General features: G+C 40.9%; 24 protein-coding genes. 5 read left to right on the plus strand and 19 right to left on the minus strand.

What is annotated here, in order from left to right:
- Window positions 1-193: 193 nt before the first annotated feature.
- The 4 genes from D5F11_RS19905 to D5F11_RS19920 all read right to left on the minus strand — a co-directional run bounded on the left by D5F11_RS19905 (window position 194) and on the right by D5F11_RS19920 (window position 1,335).
- The gene (locus tag D5F11_RS19905) at window positions 194-376 is read right to left on the minus strand and encodes a cold-shock protein (protein ID WP_120118598.1); all 183 of its coding nucleotides are present in this window, start codon (window positions 374-376) and stop codon (window positions 194-196) included.
- A gap of 145 nt (window positions 377-521) precedes the next feature.
- The gene (locus D5F11_RS19910; RefSeq protein ID WP_120118599.1) at window positions 522-710 is read right to left on the minus strand and encodes a hypothetical protein; all 189 of its coding nucleotides are present in this window, start codon (window positions 708-710) and stop codon (window positions 522-524) included.
- A gap of 48 nt (window positions 711-758) precedes the next feature.
- Window positions 759-1,070 (minus strand): PepSY domain-containing protein, encoded by a 312-nt coding sequence (locus D5F11_RS19915; RefSeq protein ID WP_126646639.1) that lies wholly within the window; start codon window positions 1,068-1,070, stop codon window positions 759-761.
- Window positions 1,071-1,107: 37 nt separating this feature from the next.
- The gene (locus D5F11_RS19920) at window positions 1,108-1,335 is read right to left on the minus strand and encodes a hypothetical protein (RefSeq protein WP_120118601.1); all 228 of its coding nucleotides are present in this window, start codon (window positions 1,333-1,335) and stop codon (window positions 1,108-1,110) included.
- Window positions 1,336-1,647: 312 nt separating this feature from the next.
- Between D5F11_RS19920 and D5F11_RS19930 the strand changes: the two genes are divergently transcribed.
- Window positions 1,648-3,267 carry an ABC-F family ATP-binding cassette domain-containing protein gene (locus tag D5F11_RS19930; protein ID WP_120118602.1) on the plus strand — a complete coding sequence of 540 codons (1,620 nt, stop codon included), beginning with the start codon at window positions 1,648-1,650 and terminating at the stop codon, window positions 3,265-3,267.
- Between the two features lie 37 nt (window positions 3,268-3,304).
- On the opposite strand, the gene D5F11_RS19935 is transcribed toward D5F11_RS19930, so the two are convergent.
- The 6 genes from D5F11_RS19935 to trhO all read right to left on the minus strand — a co-directional run bounded on the left by D5F11_RS19935 (window position 3,305) and on the right by trhO (window position 7,103).
- Window positions 3,305-4,120, minus strand: coding sequence for a DUF421 domain-containing protein (locus D5F11_RS19935; RefSeq protein WP_120118641.1), 816 nt, complete (start codon window positions 4,118-4,120; stop codon window positions 3,305-3,307).
- 66 nt (window positions 4,121-4,186) lie between these two features.
- Window positions 4,187-4,393 (minus strand): DUF1657 domain-containing protein, encoded by a 207-nt coding sequence (locus tag D5F11_RS19940; protein WP_120118603.1) that lies wholly within the window; start codon window positions 4,391-4,393, stop codon window positions 4,187-4,189.
- A gap of 68 nt (window positions 4,394-4,461) precedes the next feature.
- On the minus strand, window positions 4,462-4,665 hold the full coding sequence (locus D5F11_RS19945; RefSeq protein WP_120118604.1) for a DUF1657 domain-containing protein: 204 nt from the start codon (window positions 4,663-4,665) through the stop codon (window positions 4,462-4,464).
- A gap of 105 nt (window positions 4,666-4,770) precedes the next feature.
- Window positions 4,771-5,841 (minus strand): AI-2E family transporter, encoded by a 1,071-nt coding sequence (locus tag D5F11_RS19950; RefSeq protein WP_120118605.1) that lies wholly within the window; start codon window positions 5,839-5,841, stop codon window positions 4,771-4,773.
- A gap of 114 nt (window positions 5,842-5,955) precedes the next feature.
- Entirely contained in the window at window positions 5,956-6,105 is a 150-nt protein-coding gene (locus D5F11_RS26780) for a hypothetical protein (RefSeq protein ID WP_185830807.1), read from the minus strand.
- Window positions 6,106-6,131: 26 nt separating this feature from the next.
- Window positions 6,132-7,103, minus strand: a complete 972-nt coding sequence (gene trhO, locus D5F11_RS19955) for an oxygen-dependent tRNA uridine(34) hydroxylase TrhO (RefSeq protein WP_120118606.1) — start codon at window positions 7,101-7,103, stop codon at window positions 6,132-6,134.
- A 307-nt stretch (window positions 7,104-7,410) separates the two neighbouring features.
- Between trhO and D5F11_RS26785 the strand changes: the two genes are divergently transcribed.
- The gene (locus D5F11_RS26785) at window positions 7,411-7,569 is read left to right on the plus strand and encodes a hypothetical protein (RefSeq protein WP_185830808.1); all 159 of its coding nucleotides are present in this window, start codon (window positions 7,411-7,413) and stop codon (window positions 7,567-7,569) included.
- A 107-nt stretch (window positions 7,570-7,676) separates the two neighbouring features.
- Here D5F11_RS26785 and D5F11_RS19960 read toward each other — a convergent pair whose 3' ends face one another.
- Window positions 7,677-8,918 (minus strand): MFS transporter, encoded by a 1,242-nt coding sequence (locus tag D5F11_RS19960; protein ID WP_120118608.1) that lies wholly within the window; start codon window positions 8,916-8,918, stop codon window positions 7,677-7,679.
- Window positions 8,915-9,262: a DUF1033 family protein gene (locus tag D5F11_RS19965; protein WP_120118609.1), complete on the minus strand. Its 348-nt coding sequence runs from the start codon at window positions 9,260-9,262 to the stop codon at window positions 8,915-8,917. Before D5F11_RS19965 ends, D5F11_RS19960 begins: the two co-directional genes overlap by 4 nt.
- A gap of 332 nt (window positions 9,263-9,594) precedes the next feature.
- Between D5F11_RS19965 and D5F11_RS19970 the strand changes: the two genes are divergently transcribed.
- Complete coding sequence (locus D5F11_RS19970) at window positions 9,595-9,834, plus strand: YkuS family protein (protein WP_120118610.1); 240 nt, start codon at window positions 9,595-9,597, stop codon at window positions 9,832-9,834.
- Between the two features lie 24 nt (window positions 9,835-9,858).
- Here D5F11_RS19970 and mobB read toward each other — a convergent pair whose 3' ends face one another.
- Genes mobB through moaA form a run of 3 tightly spaced genes read right to left on the minus strand, consistent with a single transcriptional unit; the run spans window position 9,859 to window position 12,669 of the window.
- Window positions 9,859-10,374, minus strand: coding sequence for a molybdopterin-guanine dinucleotide biosynthesis protein B (gene mobB / locus D5F11_RS19975; RefSeq protein ID WP_120118611.1), 516 nt, complete (start codon window positions 10,372-10,374; stop codon window positions 9,859-9,861).
- Window positions 10,344-11,633 (minus strand): molybdopterin molybdotransferase MoeA, encoded by a 1,290-nt coding sequence (locus tag D5F11_RS19980; RefSeq protein WP_120118642.1) that lies wholly within the window; start codon window positions 11,631-11,633, stop codon window positions 10,344-10,346. The genes mobB and D5F11_RS19980 overlap by 31 nt, the downstream gene beginning before the upstream one ends.
- Window positions 11,634-11,658: 25 nt before the next feature.
- Window positions 11,659-12,669: a GTP 3',8-cyclase MoaA gene (moaA, locus tag D5F11_RS19985; protein ID WP_120118612.1), complete on the minus strand. Its 1,011-nt coding sequence runs from the start codon at window positions 12,667-12,669 to the stop codon at window positions 11,659-11,661.
- A 184-nt stretch (window positions 12,670-12,853) separates the two neighbouring features.
- Between moaA and D5F11_RS19990 the strand changes: the two genes are divergently transcribed.
- Both D5F11_RS19990 and D5F11_RS19995 read left to right on the plus strand, forming a co-directional pair.
- Window positions 12,854-13,432 (plus strand): LemA family protein, encoded by a 579-nt coding sequence (locus D5F11_RS19990; RefSeq protein WP_120118613.1) that lies wholly within the window; start codon window positions 12,854-12,856, stop codon window positions 13,430-13,432.
- Window positions 13,432-14,196 (plus strand): TPM domain-containing protein, encoded by a 765-nt coding sequence (locus tag D5F11_RS19995; protein WP_120118614.1) that lies wholly within the window; start codon window positions 13,432-13,434, stop codon window positions 14,194-14,196. The genes D5F11_RS19990 and D5F11_RS19995 overlap by 1 nt, the downstream gene beginning before the upstream one ends.
- A gap of 543 nt (window positions 14,197-14,739) precedes the next feature.
- Here the strand turns inward: D5F11_RS19995 and D5F11_RS26790 are convergent.
- The 4 genes from D5F11_RS26790 to D5F11_RS20010 form a co-directional block, all read right to left on the minus strand.
- Window positions 14,740-14,892, minus strand: a complete 153-nt coding sequence (locus D5F11_RS26790) for a hypothetical protein (protein WP_185830809.1) — start codon at window positions 14,890-14,892, stop codon at window positions 14,740-14,742.
- A 65-nt stretch (window positions 14,893-14,957) separates the two neighbouring features.
- Entirely contained in the window at window positions 14,958-16,874 is a 1,917-nt protein-coding gene (locus tag D5F11_RS20000; protein ID WP_120118615.1) for a vWA domain-containing protein, read from the minus strand.
- 11 nt (window positions 16,875-16,885) lie between these two features.
- Window positions 16,886-17,725, minus strand: coding sequence for an ATP-binding protein (locus tag D5F11_RS20005; protein WP_120118643.1), 840 nt, complete (start codon window positions 17,723-17,725; stop codon window positions 16,886-16,888).
- A 129-nt stretch (window positions 17,726-17,854) separates the two neighbouring features.
- Window positions 17,855-18,385, minus strand: a complete 531-nt coding sequence (locus D5F11_RS20010) for a Rok-like winged helix domain-containing protein (protein WP_120118616.1) — start codon at window positions 18,383-18,385, stop codon at window positions 17,855-17,857.
- Window positions 18,386-18,594 lie beyond the last annotated feature (209 nt).

Raw genomic sequence — 18,594 nt, forward strand, 5'->3', positions numbered from 1 at the left:
GTGAATACCATTTCTGGATCAAGAAAATGGCGACTGTTTCATAAAAACTTGGTTAATTGTTGCTGGTAAAAAAAGTAAATCCCTGGTAAGTGTGTTTGGGTTACCCAAAAACTTGAAAAAAGTATTTGACATTGTACGCTATACAGTTAAAAAGGCCGCTCCGGCGTGTCCGCGGAACGGCTGCATTGAATAATTACGAGATAACTGGCAAAACTCTAGTTTCCTGTGCCATTTCCGATTTGCAAATCGGGCAGATTGTTTTATTTTCTGTAGAAAAGGCATCCCTCATCCAACAAGAACATTGTTCATTCGTACATGACCAAACGATTGTTTCCTCTTCAGGAACAGGCTCCTGAGGCCCTCTTCTATAAGCCATGAATTAAGATCCCCTTTCTTGTTATCCTTTCTATTATACCCCATTTATGGAATAAAAAAAATGAACGGTGAAAGTGATTGTTCGGGGAGTCTCGACATACCCGGTACTTAACTTTATGGCATTGCCGTTTTTGTTTTAAAAAAAGTCAAAGCGAAACCTGTGTCGTTTCGCTTTGACATGTATCAGATCCTGAATCAAATGCGCCTTGGCGTATTTGCGCCCAGAATTTATCGAGCTCCGCTCGATAAATTTCCTCTGAAAATCTGTGGCATCCGCCGGGGGCTTTAACTTTATTCAGCCGGGGTTTGAATCCCCACCAATGGAATACAAACATGCATTCATCTCACCACTTACAGAAGTGGGAGACTTATGTTGAATGAATTTAATCATTATCAATATCGGTTTCTTTTTCGATGATTTTTCCGCTATTTGCATCTATTTTCATTTCAACATCGTTTTGCCCAACTACTAATTCAATTTCATAGTAACCATCATCGTCAAATTCTGCTTCTTTTACTTTTCCTGGTGTATCTTTGGTAGCTGCCGAAATAGCATCATCAAGTGAGATTGTTACCTCTTTACTTTGGTTTGAGCGACTATAGTCATCATCATGATCGTCATATCTGTCAATCTTAATAATTTTTCCGGATGCAGCATTGATTTCCAAATCGATGTCATGATTGTTTACTTGCATCAATTCAATAGCATAAACAAAGTGCCCGTCTTCTTTCTCAAGCTCTATACCTTTTCACTTTGCCGCCGCTTTCTTTAATCGCAATTTCCTCGGCTTCCCCTGTTGAAATCAAATCAGTAGGTTCTCCTTTACTACTAACGTCCTGATTTTTGGAAGCTGCTCCAGCTCCAATTGCACCGCCTACTACGAGTAGCCCCGCAATACTTCCAATCAACAGTTTTTTTGCATCATTGTTTTGTTCCTCCCTTATTGGTCTTAATATCATGTTAACCTTCTAATGAGGACATCCTTATAGGAAAATGAGAAAACAATGAGAAAAAAATACATTATTGATTCATCATCCCAAGTAATAGACAGGACCTCCCCCGTAATCGCATTGATTTGAACTGTTGCCTCTTTTTCTTTATCTCGTTCCACTTCAACAAGATAATAGTACAATCCGCCGATTTTTGAACAATATATACATCTATTATATGCGGTAAGAGCCAATATACAAAAAAGATGTGGCAGCCATTTCCCCAGCAGTGCAGAAAAGTGTTATAATAAACAGGAATTTCTTGTGGAGGTTATGATAAATTTGATTACCGTAAATAATGTTGGTCTTCGTTTCGGAGACCGGAAACTGTTTGAAAATATAAACATCAAGTTCACGCCTGGTAACTGCTACGGCTTAATTGGTGCAAACGGAGCTGGGAAATCGACGTTTCTTAAGATTCTTGCTGGGGAAATCGAAGCGCAAACCGGCACTGTATCCATTTCTCCCAATGACCGGCTTGCCGTCTTAAAACAGGATCACTTTCAATATGAAGAAATTGAAGTCCTGCAGGTTGTTATTATGGGACATACTCGCCTTTATGAAATCATGCAGGAAAAAGACGCCATCTATATGAAAGCGGATTTTACAGAAGAAGACGGAATGCGTGCAGCAGAACTGGAAGGTGAGTTTGCAGAACTCAATGGTTGGGAAGCAGAATCGGAAGCAGCCATTCTACTAAAAGGCCTTGGAATTAGTGAAGACCTTCATAACAAGAAGATGGCTGAACTGTCTGGGAGCGAAAAAGTCAAAGTTCTCCTTGCGCAGGCTCTATTTGGAAAGCCGGATATTTTACTGCTTGACGAGCCGACAAACCATCTGGATATCAAAGCTATTCAATGGCTGGAAGAGTTCTTGATCAACTTCGAGAATACTGTCATCGTTGTATCCCATGACCGGCACTTCCTTAACAAAGTTTGTACTCATATAGCGGACCTGGATTTCAGCAATATCCAAATATATGTCGGAAACTACGACTTCTGGTATGAGTCGAGCCAGTTAGCTCAAAAAATGGCTCAGGATGCCAATAAAAAGAAAGAAGAAAAAATCAAAGAGTTGCAGACATTTATTGCTCGATTCAGCGCGAATGCTTCCAAGTCCAAACAAGCGACGTCAAGGAAAAAGCTTCTGGATAAGATTACCCTTGATGATATAAAACCATCTTCCAGACGCTATCCTTATGTGGCATTTACACCAGAAAGAGAAATCGGGAACGATTTACTTACTGTGAGCAATCTTACGAAAACAGTTGATGGTGTAAAAGTTCTGGACAATATCAGCTTTACCTTGAACAAAGATGATAAGGTAGCACTTATTGGAAAAAATGAGATAGCCAAAACAACTTTGCTGCAAATCCTTGCTGGAGAAATTCAGCCCGACAGCGGCAGTTATAAATGGGGAGTCACTACTTCCCAATCCTACTTCCCAAAAGACAACTCGGAATTCTTTGAAGGCGTCGAGTTAAGTCTTATTGAATGGCTGAGACAATATTCGCCACAGGATGAAACTGAAAGCTTCTTACGTGGTTTTCTTGGAAGAATGCTCTTCTCTGGAGAAGAGGCAATGAAAAAAGCTTCGGTACTTTCTGGAGGAGAAAAAGTACGCTGTATGCTGTCAAAAATGATGCTGAGCGGCGCCAATGTACTTCTACTGGATGAGCCGACAAACCACCTAGATCTGGAATCCATTACTGCGTTGAATAACGGTTTGATGAATTTCAAAGGTTCCCTGGTATTCACTTCACATGATCATCAGTTTATCGAAACAATCGCCAATCGAATTATCGAGTTGACACCTTCGGGGATTGTTGATAAGTACATGACTTACAATGAATATTTGGAAAGCGAACAACTACAAAAGCAAATTGAAAAAATGTATGTTTAAAAATCAAAGGGGCGTCCGAATAGCGGATGACCCCTTCTTAATTTACAAGTAGATATTCAGAATTCTTAATAATTTCCGCCAGCTTTTCCGAGTTTTCTTTGTACATCTGTTTAGCCGCTTCATTTTCTGTAGCCAACGCAAAACTTTCAAGATCTGCATGACATTTTTTTAAAGCGCTTAACAACATCGGCTTTTCTTGCGGCTTTGGAAGCTTGATTTTATCGTCATATAAATCGGCCGTTAGTTCGCCATAGGAATCCACTTGTCCAATATATACGTTATCGAGTACGATCCCTAGTTTTTGCAGCTCTACATCAAGCCATTCTCTTGTTAATCCGCATGCTGCGAGACCAGAATCTACAACTTGTCCTTCCAATATGACTGTTTCGGGGACTTTTACAGGTGCAGTCTCCAGATCCAGATCCTGAGGTGTCACCGGCTGTTTTTCTTTTTTAAGCAATACATTCAAATCACCGTTTGCTTCGAGAACTGCAAACTCTACATCGGAAACTTGAAAAGCGTTCTTTTTTCTTAAAAGATGAAGTAATTCATCCACAGTGTACTTTTGCTTTGTTAAATTTTCCTCTTGAATTTTTCCGTCTTTTATCACAACTGTCTCACGGCCTTCAATAAAGTCCCTTGCCTTTTTACTTTTGATGGCCAGCAAACCTGCAAAGAATGGGATTGCTGTCCATACAAGCATGCTATATAAGCCATGGAAGAAATTTGTTTCCAGCCCTGTTGAAATTTCTGCTGCAATACTGCCAATTGTGATGCCGGCTATATACTCAAAGAACGATAATTGTGATAGCTGCTTCTTTCCCAGCCATTTTGTAAGTAAAAATAATACCATCACCAAAAGAACTGATCGTATAATAATATTCAGCCATTGGGGAATATCCAAATTTTAGCCTCCTTCTTAGGAATTTTTATATTGCAATTCTTCAGCCATCATAAATTCAACCTGCTTTTGCAAATCAGAGATAATCGGCTCTGTTTCCATCATGCACTCGTGAAATATCTTCTTTGCTTCCTGTCCCGCACTTGTCATAGCCAATTTACTAAAAGAAGCTTGTATGCCTTTCATTGTCGCAAGAGTTGTTTTTACATCAGAAATGACAGTCAAATCATGACCTCCTTTATTTTGAAAAAGGAACAGAAGCAACTTTGTTCTGTCCCTTTTTTGAAGAAAAGTTATTCGTTATATTGCGGCTCTTCCTGCATGATTTCCTGAACTCTCGGTTCAAGCGCATCAATGACGGCCTGCGTTTGCTGTGCAGTCATCTTATACAATTGCTTAGCTTGTTCATTATCTGTCTGAAGCGCAAAACCTTCCAAGCTCGCCTGAGCACTTTTCAACCCTGTTAGAGTCTGCTTCACGTTATTAATAACCGTCATTTGAGATCCCTCCATCATTCATTGTTCCTAAGAACGTTTCTATTTTATGAGTAAATCGCTCATTTATTAGATGAAAAAAATAACAAAAACCCGCATTTCGCGGGTTTAATCAAGTTTAACGTATCGGTACAAATGGGTGACAATGACTTTTAAAAGCGCATATACAGGGACGGCAAAAATCAAACCAAGCAGTCCTCCAAATTTTCCAGCCACCAATAGAACAAAAATAATGGTCAACGGATGAATATTCAGCTTTTTCCCCATAACAAGCGGTGAAGTGATATTGCTGTCAAGTTGCTGGACAACAACGACCACTATGACAACGAGAAGCGCATGGAAAGGGGAATCCAACAGTCCAACAATCACCGCAGGAAATGTTCCAATCCATGGACCGATGAACGGAATCACGTTCGTAATCATAGCAACAAAACCAAGAACAAGGGCATAGTCAAGACCGATAATCAAATAGCCAATATAAGCGGTCAATCCCACACAGAAACTCACAATAAGTTGTCCCTGTATATATGCACTCAAAGCTTCGTCCATGTCCTTTAAAATATTTATCCCTTCATTTTGATGTTTTTTAGGCAGGATTTTCAATAAAAAAGTCGGCGCTTGCCTTCCATCCTTGAGGATAAAAAATAAAACAAACGGGACCAGCACAAGAATCATTAGAATATTGGCAACAAAGCCAACAGTACTAGCAATTTTCATTCCGGCGTCCTGAAGCATGCTATTTGCATTATTTTGCAAATAGGTCGTAATTTTTTCCACAGACAGATATTCATTCTCTTGGAATCGCTGGAACCAGTCCTTATCCATCATGGAAAGAACCCACTCCTGTATATATTTTGAATAAGCAGGCAGGTTTTTCATAAAAAGATTATACTGTCTTTGCAGTTCCGGGCCTATTATGAAAACAGCCGCTGTCATCACACCTGCAATTCCAACAAAAACAATAATAATTGCCAAGGTGCGAGGCATTTTCTTTTCCAGTAAGTTAACAATGGGCCGCAGCAGATAGTAAAGAATGCCGCTGATGACAATAGGTGGCAACAAAGTTTGTATAATGATCACTAACGGGGTAAAGATAAAGCTCACCTTTGTGCCCAGAAAAATGATCAAAAAAGCCATTATGATGCCAATTCCAATCCTGAACCATTTCTCTTTTACCATAAACTCCCTCGTTTCTCTCTATGTAGCGATATGTACATTATCGCATATCCCCATCAAAAAACACTAATGAAAAGAAGAACCCGTCATCATATATAGATGAACGGGTCCCTTTGATCAAATGCGCCTTAGCATATTTGCACCCCAGATTTTATCGAGCCCCGCTCGATAAATTTCTTCTGAAAATCTGTGGCATCCGCCGGAGGCTTTGACTTTATTCAGCCGGGATTTGAACCCCCATTGAATGGCATACCAATAGGCATTCATCTCACCACTTACAGAGCTGAATGAAGTTAAACATTCAATGCCTTTTCGTCTTCAATTTTTTTAATACGGTCATTAATCTCATCTTCGCTCAAATTGTGTTCTTTCACATAAAGATTGCGAGGATGTACTCGACACTCATCAGTACAACTGCGCATAAATTTATGCTCATTTTCCTCGGAGCAAAGGAATTGCCTGTTGCACTCTGGGTTTGCACAGTTCACGTATCTTTCACAAGGCTCGCCATCAAAATAGTCCTTGCCTACAATGACATGCTCCTTGCGATTAACTGGAACAGAAATCCTTCCGTCAAATACATAGCATTGTCCATCCCAAAGCTCCCCTTGCACCTCAGGGTCTTTACCATAAGTGACGATGCCTCCGTGAAGCTGACCGACATCTTTGAAACCTTCCCTGACGAGCCAGCCTGAGAACTTCTCACAGCGGATGCCACCCGTACAATACGTAAGAACTTTCTTTCCTTCAAATTTGTCTTTATTTTCTCGGATCCAATCAGGGAGCTCCCTAAATGTCTTGATGTCAGGACGGATAGCACCCTTGAAATGCCCGAGATCAAATTCATAATCATTGCGCGCATCAAGGATGACTGTATCCTCTTCCTGCATCGCTTCAAAAAATTCCTTCGGACTCAAATAATTTCCTGTCATTTCTCGAGGGTCGATGTCATCTTCCAAACGAAGGGTGACCAATTCTTTCCGTGGACGGACGTGCATTTTTTTAAATGCATGCTCATCCGATTCGTCTATTTTAAAAACCATATCCGCAAAGCGCGGATCAGCTTTCATCATTTCAATATATTTGTCTGTCTGCTCAACAGTTCCCGAAACGGTTCCGTTAATCCCTTCATTCGCTACGAGAATTCTTCCTTTTAGTCCGGCCTCTTTGCAAAATTTCAAATGCTGCTTCGCAAACTCCTCCGGATCCTCAATCGTTACATAATGATAATACAATAACACTCTGTACTCTTTACTTGTTGTCATTTTAACTACCACCTAAGATTTTATATTTGCAAGATACAAAAGTAGGTTGCGATAAGATTATACTACCGTTTATGATGCTTGGCAAACGCGTTTTTACATTTTTTATTTCGAAAGGGCATGCTGCTAAAATGGAAATAGAGATAAATATGCTATAAACACTGACATTCCTGAGCAGCTTTATTTGAAAAGACTCTTGATGCTAATTAGTATATCCCTTCACTGAACAATTAACTTCTTCTGCGCCTCTCTTTTCAGGCGAGGATTTAACTTCATTCAGCAGAAATCTCCCACTTCTGTAAGTGGTGAGATGAATGCCTATTGGTATTCCATTCAGTGGGGGTTTAAACCCCGGCTGAATAAAGTCAAAGCCTCCGGCGGATGCCACAATTTTCAAAGGAAATTTATCGAGCGAGGCACGATAAAATCTGAAGCATCGGTGTCCTCCTTTCTCCATTGTAAACACTAAAGTTCGGTCTAGGGCAGTGCCTGATGGAGAGCCCACATAAACTCTTTAATCTAATTTTACTACCATGAAAAAAACCCCGGGATGACCGGGGCGATGTAATTGCGTGTTTACTTAGCAGATGTCAACTCGCGGACTTTTTCATCGCTTGGCAGCAGCCATGTTAGAATACCTACAAGTGGCAGTAGCCCACATAATATCATGACAAAGCGCATGCTATACATATCCGCCAATGTTCCCAATAACACGGCACCTACTGCGCCCATGCCAAAGGCAAGGCCGACAATCAGACCAGAGACCATACCCACTTTTGATGGCAACAGTTCCTGTGCATATACAACAACCACACTGAAACTGGATAAAATAATGAAACCAATAACAAAAAATATAGGGATGATCCAAGAAAGTGGAACAAAAGGCAAAATGATCGTGAGTGGAGCAGCGCCCGCCATGGATAGAAAAATCAAGTTCCTGCGACCAAAACGGTCGGCCAGCGGGCCTCCAAAAAATGTTCCTAATACTCCTGCAAACATGAAAATAAATACATATAATTGCGCGTGCTTGACAGTCAAGCCGTAATCTTCTATTAAATAAAATTGATAAAAGTTATTAATACCGGCAACATAGAATGACCTTGCGAATACAAGAAATATGAGCAGCCCCATTGCAATTTTGATTTTTTTATGAACAGGAACAACAGACTGCTGGGCCTTTGCCCTGTTTTTTTGACTGAACATCATTCCATCCTGTATCTGCCCTTTATACCATTTTGAGACATATAACAGTATAATGATTCCAGTTACTGTTACCAGCGTAAACAGGAGCGCACCCTTTTGACCTAGCGAAACAAAAATAAATGCAGTAAAAACCGGCGCAAGAGATTGCCCAAAGTTTCCGCCAACCTGGTAAATGGATTGGGCTAACCCACGCTTTGGACCTGCCGCCATATAAGCAACGCGAGAGCCTTCCGGATGAAAGACAGCCGAACCAATGCCTATAAAAAAGACAGACAGAAGGATGACATAAAAGTTGGGAGACAGGGCAAAGCCAATTAATCCAAGCATACTCATAAACATTCCGATCGGCAGCATAAACGGAGTAGGCCTTTTATCTGCAAAGTACCCGAAAACCGGTTGCATGACAGAAGCCGTCATATTCAGAACGAAAGCAATCCATCCAATTTGCGCAAACGATAGATTCAGCGTCTGTTCAAAAATCGGATTCATTGCAGGCACAACAGACTGAATGGAATCATTTAGAAGATGACTGGCACTCATTGCAAAAAGTATTCCGTAAACTGTCGGCATTTTGTCCGGCGCTGATGCGGTTTTTATTTTGGTAGTTGCACTCATTTTATCTCTCTTCTCTTCATGTCCGGCTTTTCTAGATCTTCCGGAAATTGATAGGGCTCTCCATCTGCTAAAATTAGCAGCCCATAATACAATTGAAGATCATCGTCACACTGCTCGCAGTATGAGATATCCTCCTTGTTCCAAAAAGCAGCCAAGGATGTTTTCTTTACTTTAACACATTGAAATTCCTCTTTTAAGTGCTGAAAAAGGGACACATACTGTTGGATGGCAGCCTTTGAATCTGAGTAAGTATACATTTCAATGATATCGTTTCTCCACTCTGGAAAAAACCACCACGGTTCACTTTCGCCTTTCATTAAGATCACTTCCCATTGTTGAACCATGTTTTTTCCTCCAAACTTATATAGTTACAGAAACTCTGCACCCGAATTACTTGAACATTTCAAACATGAATAATATTATACATTTCCGATCCGAGGGTTTCCAAATAAAATGCTTATATGACCGTTTAAAAAAGTTTCAAAATGGAATTATAAGTGCGTGTTCAAAAAGGAAAATGAGAAGCAGAAAGGTCGAGGCAGCTTGATTTACACAGCGGAATGTATGCTTTTTGATACATGAGGAGCAAAAAAACTAGCAACGAAGAGATTTGCCGCTTATTTTTTGATAACTTTTTGAACATCCTAAATAAGTGAAGAACAAGGAGGTGTTGTGAATGAAAATCGGTGTCGAAGAAGGTTTAACCAATGTTTCACAAGCGCTTGAGGAAAAGGGCTACCAAGTTGTTTCCCTTTCTACCTCTTCAAATTTGAACAATATAGACTGTTGTATCGTCACTGGAATGGATTCCAATTTCATGGGAATCGAAACAACAAGCACCCAAGTTCCTATAATTGAAGCACACGGTCTTTCTGCGGACGAGATTTGCCAAAAAGTAGAAGAAAAACTACACTAAAATAAATGCGACTGAAGACAGTTTTTAGTCCTCAGCCGCATTTATTTGATTCATAAACCAACTAATAAATCGATCCATCTCATCTTTTCTAAAAATGGAGGAATGCGGTGTACAGGTTAAAGGCTTATTTGAAATGACTGCAATAATATTTGTCAGCTCTTCTATAAGAAATTCATCTTGTGGATTACGCACAAGAACCACTTTTGGGTAGTTCATTCTTTTATAACCTTCAACCAAGATAATATCAACAGGGAGCTGCTCATACATCCGGATGATATCCTGCAGCTCCCAATGCTCTTTCTTGGCTTCTAAATGTAACGAACCCGCCCCTTCAACTGTCGTAACAATTGCGCCAGCTTGCTGATGTTTCTCCGAGTCTTTATTTAAAATGATACGATCAGGTGCATTGCCATGACCGTGATGCTTAATCGTCCCCACAGCTAGTTTTTTTTCTTTGCATGCAGTGATTAATCTCTCGATCAAAGTCGTTTTACCGCTGTTCTGAAATCCTACAATTTGGATAATTTTCTTTCCTGCCATGGCACTCCGCTTCCTTGTTGATCTTCAAGAAGGATTAAATCCACTTGATCTCCAGCCTGATAACCTCTTGTACCTCCCGGCAGTACAATGAGACAATCTGCCCAAGCAATTGATGTTACTACCCCTGATTTATCCAATCCCACAGGTTCAGCATATACCCTTCCATCTTTATAGCTTAGCTTGCCTCGTACAAATCTGCTAAATGGATTTGGTTTCGGAAAATCAGAGTACAGCTCACCAGTAATGAAACAAGTATATGGTCTGTTAGAATGCATCCAATAACGTAAATAAGGCTTGACAAACAATTCAAACCCAACAAAACAAGCCGATGGGTTGCCGGACAACCCAAAAAGCAAACGCCCATCTATTTCAGCACAGCTTGTCACGCTCCCCGGACGCATGGCTATTTTATTGAATAAAAGTTTTGCTCCAAGTCTATTATAGATTTCAGGCAGGTAGTCAAAATCCCCTACGGATACGCCACCGGTTGTAATGACGATATCACATTCTTCAAGAGCTGCTACCATCGCCTTGTACAGTGCTTCCAAATCATCCGCACAATTATCATATTTTTTATAGATGCCACCGGTTCGAAGGACTTGGGATTCAATCATATAGCCGTTGCTGTCTCTTATTTTCCCCGGTACAAGATCATCTTCCGGGCGAAGCAGTTCACTTCCAGTTGCGATGATTCCAACAGTTGGCTTTTGGGACACTTTCACTTTACTGTATCCAAATGTCGCGAGTAGAGCTTTGATTCCGGGGGTGACTCGCTCCCCTTTATCTATCAGCGAACTCCCTTTTTGAGCGTCCTCTCCTTGATAGGATACATTATCGCCTTCGTGAAGAGTTCTTTTTACTTCTATGTATTTTTTACCGCCTTCAGTGAGTTCTTTAACCAATTCGAGCATGATCACACAATCTGCCCCATCTGGAATTTGAGCCCCAGTCATAATGCGGACTGCTTCCAGTTGACCAACCTTCTGCAAGCTGACCTGTCCCGCTCCAATTTCATCAATAACTTCAAACAATAACGGATTCTCCCGGGATGCATTCTCCGTATCCTTCGCTCTTAAAGCAAAGCCATCATAAGGAGAGCGGTCAAACGGCGGGACGTCATGATCTGCTATCAATGGGGCATAAAGATAGCGGGCATCGCAGTCATGTATAGATACCGTTTCCCCTTCTCCTCTTTTTTTATATTCCATTACCTTTTCAACCGCTTCCTTGATCCAAATCGGCTTTCTTCTCTCCACCACTGATTCATCAGGCTCCTTCCCAATATTATCCGCCAATATAGGACATTTCTATTTTTTCTTTAGACTTAGCACTTTCCTCTGTCCGCTCATCAGAATAGCGATCCTTTCGTTGATTCCAAATGGAACTGATTTCATTGATCAAAGGCTCTTCTTCCTTACAGGCGCGAACCAATCCACGCAAATCATAGCCTTTTGAAGCAAACAAGCAAGTGTAAAATTTTCCGTCTGCGGAAATACGTGCCCTAGTACAGCTTGAACAAAACGACTCTGAAACTGAAGTAATAAAACCAACTTCTGTATCCTTATTTTTATATCGATAACGTTTAGCCACTTCTCCAAAATAATTCGGATCCATAGGTTCAAGATCAAAATGATCTGATAGCATGGCAAATATTTCCTTTTTTGTCACCACTTTACTGAAATCCCAGCCATTCGAATTGCCAACATCCATAAATTCAATATAGCGAAGAGCTACTCCCATATCTTTAAAATGACGGGCCATCGGTATGATTTCGCTTTCATTAACACCTTTTTGAACAACCATATTCACTTTCACGCCAAGGCCTGCATCCCGTGCGGCCTTGATCCCCTTCAGGACAACTTTGGAACTGACACCCCTACCGTTGATTTTCTTGAAAATGTCATCGTTTAATGCATCAAGGCTGACATTTACCCGATGAAGGCCAGCATTTACAAGATCTATCGCCAATCTCGGCAGAAGCACACCGTTGGTTGTTAGACCAATATCTTTAATGCCAGGTATCTGATGTAGCCTGCTAATTAAACTTGCGACATCCTTTCTTAACAGCGGCTCACCGCCGGTAATCCTTAATTTTGAAACCCCTAATTTGCTGAAAGCAGCAGCAAGGCGTTCTATTTCTTCAAACGATAATATGTCATTTTTAGGCAAAAATTTAAAATCGGGACCAAAAATATCAGCAGGCATGCAATATTGACAGCGAAAGTTGCACTTATCCGTTATAGAAATCCTCAAGTCTTGCAAAGGCCGGCTTAATCGATCTTTCATAATGCTCATTTCTCTCAGCTCCAATCCGTCCCTTTATGCAAGGTTTATACAGATTGTATCACTTTTCCCTTGTTCGTTCATGCTTTATGATAACAAGTAGAAGATTTTTTTATATCATTTGGGTAAATAAATGAGCGAAAGCTGAAACTTTCTTTCGGTACATTCGTTATACTATTTAAGAGGAGTGAAGAAAATGAGAAAAGGATTGGGAGCTATCATTGGGGTACTTGTTATTCTAGCCCTTGTACTAGTTCCGTTGTTAGGAAGTTACAACGGTTTTGTAAATGCTGAAGAGGATGTTGAACAAAAATATTCCCAAATTGAAAACCAACTGCAGCGAAGGGCGGATCTGATTCCGAACCTCGTTAATACCGTCAAAGGTTATGCGAAACATGAAGATAAGGTGTTGGGAGATATCGCTGATGCCCGTTCAAGGCTGATTGGCGCCAACACAGTTCAGGAGCAGGCTGACGCAGATGCCTCTCTGTCCAACGCTCTAAGTAGATTACTAGTTATTTCCGAAAATTATCCAGAATTGAAGGCAGACAAACAATTCACCCAGCTTATGGACGAACTAGCGGGAACAGAGAACCGTATTGCTGTTGCGAGGAAAGATTACAATGACCAAGTAACCATTTATAATAAAAAAGTAAGACAGTTCCCTGGCCGTATCGTTGCTTCCGTGTTTGACTTTGAGAAAAAAGAGTATTTTAAAGCTGCAGCAGGGGCAGAAGAAGCTCCAGACGTTGATTTTGAAGGGAATGGAGAGTGATGAGGCGGGCTCTGCTCTCCCTATCCATTCTCGTCTTTTTTTTCTTTTCCTTAACGGGTTTCAAAGTTGAAGCAGCCAATATCCCTGATCCAGCAGGAGATATTTATGTCCAGGACTTTGCCCATGTCCTTTCAGACAATGAGAAAAATGAGTTGATAGAGCTTGGCAGATATTTAGACGACCACACACAGGCACAAATCGCTATATTGACCGTCAATTCACTGGAAGACGAATCGGTTGAAGAATATGCCTTACAGGCATTCCGGCAATATGGACTTGGAAATGCTGAGAAGGACAATGGTGTTTTGCTTTTGTTGGCATTAAAAGAGCGCAAAATAAAGATAGAAGTCGGTTATGGTCTGGAAGGCGCTTTACCGGATGGAAAAGTGGGACGGATTCTAGACAGCTATGCTTTACCTTATTTGGAAGAAAACGAGATTAATCTTGCTATCACAAACACTTATAAACAGTTATTTAATGAAGTTTCAAAAGAATACAGCTTGGACAAACAGGCGAATGCTGAAGGTGTAGAATACAACCAAACCGAAGGTCTGTCACCATTGACCATACTTATATTCATCATGATATTTGCAGGAATCATCTTCCTGGATTTCCGCTTTCTCGGAGGAGCTTTTACCCTGACCCTTCTTAGAATGCTTGCTGCTATCTTAAACAGAGGTGGCGGTGGTGGAGGCGGCTTCGGAGGCCCGCGTTCCGGAGGTGGCGGTTCATCAGGCGGTGGTGGAGCGAGTAGGAGTTGGTGATTAGAAAAGCGAAAGCACCTGCTCATCGACGTACAGACTGGAGTGACTCCGACGAGATAAAGGAAACACGGTGAGCCATAGGCGAAGCGATGTTGACTTATCGTAGGAGGAGGCGCGAAGTCTGCTAGTCGATAGGTGCTGTAGCTGGACAGTAGAAAAGCGGTAGCGCTCGTTTAGCGACGTACAGACTGGACGTGTCCTGACGAGATAAAGGAAACACGGCGAAGCCAGAGGCGAGCCGATGTTGACTTATCATAGGAAGGATGAGGAAGTCTGCTAGTCGCTGAGCGCTGGAGCTAGACAATAGAAAAGCGAAAGCACCTGCTCATCGACGTACAGACTGGAGTGACTCCGACGAGATAAAGGAAAAAGAAAAGAAAAGCGGATAGTGCCTGCTTATCGGCGATGGCACTCGCAGCTGGACAACACGGTGAGCTGTTGAATTATTGTAGGAAGAGGCGCGAAGTCAGCCCGAAAACTAATCATAGTAAAACCCAAGAATACTGTAAAATCAATATTCTTGGGTTTTTAATTTTGTGCATCTTAATCAAATGCGCCTTGGCGTATTTGCGCCCAGAATTTATCGAGCTCCGCACGATAAATTTCCTTCGAAAATCTGTGGCATCCGCCGGAGGCTTTGGCTTTATTAAGCTGAGGATTGAACCCCCACTGAATGGAATACCAATAGGCATTCATCTCACCACTTACAGAAGTGGGAGACTTCTGCTGAATGAAGTTAAAATGTACTTTTTACACAGCCCCTACATATATATCGATTTAGTCAGGATATTTTTCAGCAAAGGGAACAGTACATCGGGCAGTTCTTCCACATAAGGAGCAATAATACTGCGATTGCCATATATATTTTCAAAAACTTTTTTCTGTTCAAATTCCAAACCGGAAGTAGAAAGGAAAATATTAAAAATTTCTATCCCTTTTTTACGGACTTCCATGACCGCTTCATGCGTATCCACTATTCCATTGTTATAATCAAATGCCGCAGGCTCCCCATCGGAAAAAATAATTAAAAATTTTTCTTTTTCCTTTCTTTCAAGAAGTCTTTCAGCAACGATTCTAATGGCATATCCATCTCGATTATCCTCCATGGCTTCCAATTCCATGATTTCCGGACCTGTTTTCTGGTGCAAGGACACGGAAAATGGAATAACCTGAAAAAAGTAATTTGGCTGTTCGTCCACGGACGATTCGTTAGCATCCTCCCAAAAACCAATGATTTCATGTGGCACACCAACAGATTTCAAAGCTTCATGAAATAAGATGATCCCACGCCTTGTCTCTTCTATTTTATCAAACATAGATGCTGAGCAATCAATGAGAAGAATAAACGAAGCATCAATTTCCTTGCCCGGTTCTGATTTTTTATAGAATAGTTTCGGATTTTCATCTGTAAAGAAAGATAAAAGATTCTTGCCAAGGCGCCCCATTTGCAAATGGCTCCGATGGTCAGTCTCTTTCTTTTCCATTATGCGCTCAATGATATTTTTTAGTTTTTTATGATAAAATTTTACTTCTTTTTCCAGCTTTCCATACTCAGCTACTGCCTCTTTATCAGGTCTTCCGGCTTTTAGAAAAACGGACCGTGCATTTTTATTGGATGTGCCATATTTAATTTTTCCATTGGGGGATTCAAGTTCATCCATACTGGTCAATTCCATCCTGCTATATTCCTTTTTATCCGTTGGCTTACTCCGCCCTTGCACAATCCCAAGCGCCTGATCCCCTTCTTCCCCCTCTCGTTCACTGCCGCCGGCAATATCTGTCTTTGTTCCCTGATCCAGATTGAATTGCATAAAGCTTTTTCCTGGACTTTCTGTCTCCCTGTGCCATGTCCCCATCTCTTCTTCATGCAGCTCTTCATCCCCGCCAGTTTTTTCCTCTACCGTATCATCATTTTGTAAAGGATCTTTTCTTAATAGATCTGTAAATGACATGTCGTCAAGCAAATTTTGCTCTTGTCCAGGTAGATGATAGTATTCATTGATCATATCTGTTTTGACAACTTGAGCAGCCCTTTCCACGATTTTGAGGCAAACATCTGCAACAGACCTGGTAGATTGTGTTTCATAGAAATTTTCAAGTTCACTGCGAATCAAGGGAATGCCTTCATCAATTTCTGGATTGAAGGAGGGGATTGCTAGAACAGGACTTCCAGAATTCAAGATTAAATAAACCAAGTTGAACAAAGCATCTATAAAAAGATTTTTTTCCAGATTGACAATCAATTGGGACTCGAAGTATTCCGTGTATATTTTGCGTCGAACATTGAATTCAAATGCCATTCCCGGCCTTTCCTTTTTACATAACTCCTCAATTCTTAAATCTTCAGCAAGGACAAAGAGATGCCCTGCAAAACGGGGAATTGGCGAAGCAGATATGATGTCTCTGAATTGATCAACATCCTGGAAATCTGTAAAATTAATGTTCCCAAGCGCCCGCAAATAAACGTCACTTTTCATTCCCGGCTTCTTTACCCAATCAGGGCGATGATTCCAAAAATGACTAACAAAGACTTTTCGCTCCCTTTTGCTTAAGTAGGAATGTGCACGAATTTCAGCTTCATATAATGAAGATTTTGTAAGGGTCTTAGCTAAATCTGTAAGCTCCAGCATCAGAAGCGTATCAGCTTTTTCGTCATTGAAAGCAATGAAACGATGCATACCTGCCACCTCTATTTAAATAGCGTTGAGGCAATATTCACCACAGCTGCCTTTTCCCGCTCTTCCTCCAATTTGTCAGAGATTCCCCTGCGAACGGCCCTGAGGGGATCCATATAAACAGCAAGATCACAAGTGTCAATCAGGGCTCTAATGGATGCTGCTTCCTCTGGAATGATTCCACTCTTTACCTGAACCAGCAGATCAGAGGATAATCGGACAAATTGTTCAATCATTTTCTCATCATGTAATTTGCTCTCTTGTTTGATGACATCCTTCAATATCTCTCCTTGCACATAGGGGATATCGATTACGATAAATCGATTTTTCAGCGCTTCATTCATTGGAACAGTCCCGACATAGCCTTCATTGATTGCCGCTATCACACCGAATGTTTCTTTTGCCTGTATCACGTCGGTTGTCAAGGGGTTCGTCAGCATTCTTCTATAGTCCAATATGCTGTTTAAAAGAGGCAATGTTTCAGGCTTTGCCATATTAATTTCATCTATATAAAGGAAGTGGCCTTTCTCCATTGCTTTGATGACAGGTCCTTGAATAAAATCAATCCTGCTCGCTCCGTCATTTTGCGTAATTGTTTTAAAGCCGAGAAGGGCTTCCATATCTGTGTCAACGGAACAATTGACACTATGCATAGGCTGACCGAAGAAACTCGACAGTGATTCCGCGAGCCTTGTTTTACCAGACCCAGTAGGACCTTTTAATAAAATATTTTTTCCGAGTGATAATGCTATGACCGCATCCTGAAAAATCGTCTGATCTTCTGAGAGAAATCTATGTTCGCCAATCAATTCCTCATGGTAATAAGAGAATGCCCGCTTTCTCTTTTCTATCATATTTTGAATATCACTGGGCAGATCTACAAGATTCAACGTGAACAATCCTTCCTTTTTAGCAATTCATTTTCTTCTTCACTATTTTAACAAATAAGCGGCAAAGAAAAAAAGCGTGCTGTTTCAGCATGCTTATGGTTCACTGCTCGTAGCTTCATTCATTTCGTCAGTACCCAGAAAGATTGTTTTCGATTCTTGCGGCTCCCGACTGTATGTATATAGGCCACGCCCTATTTTAATAATGTTCGGATCTGCCTTTGTAATCGTATTCATAAATGTTGTCATGTTGGCAATTTGAAGACCCGTCTGCTTTTCGATCGCCCTTTTTAACTCAATGCCTCGGATGGGAGCAGACTGTACTTTTAAAATTGAGACAGCTGTGTCCCGCATTTTAGTTGTTTTGCTTCTCCGGGATGGTCTGGCCCTTCTTGATGGGGAGTTTTGTTCAGTATTATCATCCGGCGCTTCCAAATAGTTTTTGACGGGCGGCAGATAATGAGTTTCCTCTTCCTTAGCGGATGTTTCCAAACCTTCCTCTCTATCAAGTTCACGCAACCGCGTAAAAATGAAAGCCCTTTCTTTTTGGAACTCCCTTAGCAATCTCTCTTCCGCATCCTGCATTTGCTCCAATCTTAGCTTTAGCGCGGCTCTTTCATCAAACATAAAATTCCCTCCTTCAATCTTTTTCTTAATATGTTCATTATAGAATGTTCAAAAGAAAATAGTAAGAAAAAAATAATAATCATTGGCAAATAATTTTGTTATTCTCGAAACTTGTCATTTTATGAAGATAAGTTTTCTATCCATTTCATTTGTAAATTCTATATATTCATAGTAGACTTATAATTGGAAGCGGTTACCTGTTTTTCCTT

Origin of the sequence: Siminovitchia terrae, from assembly GCF_003605405.2 — a bacterium.
Lineage (GTDB): Bacteria > Bacillota > Bacilli > Bacillales > Bacillaceae_C > Siminovitchia > Siminovitchia terrae.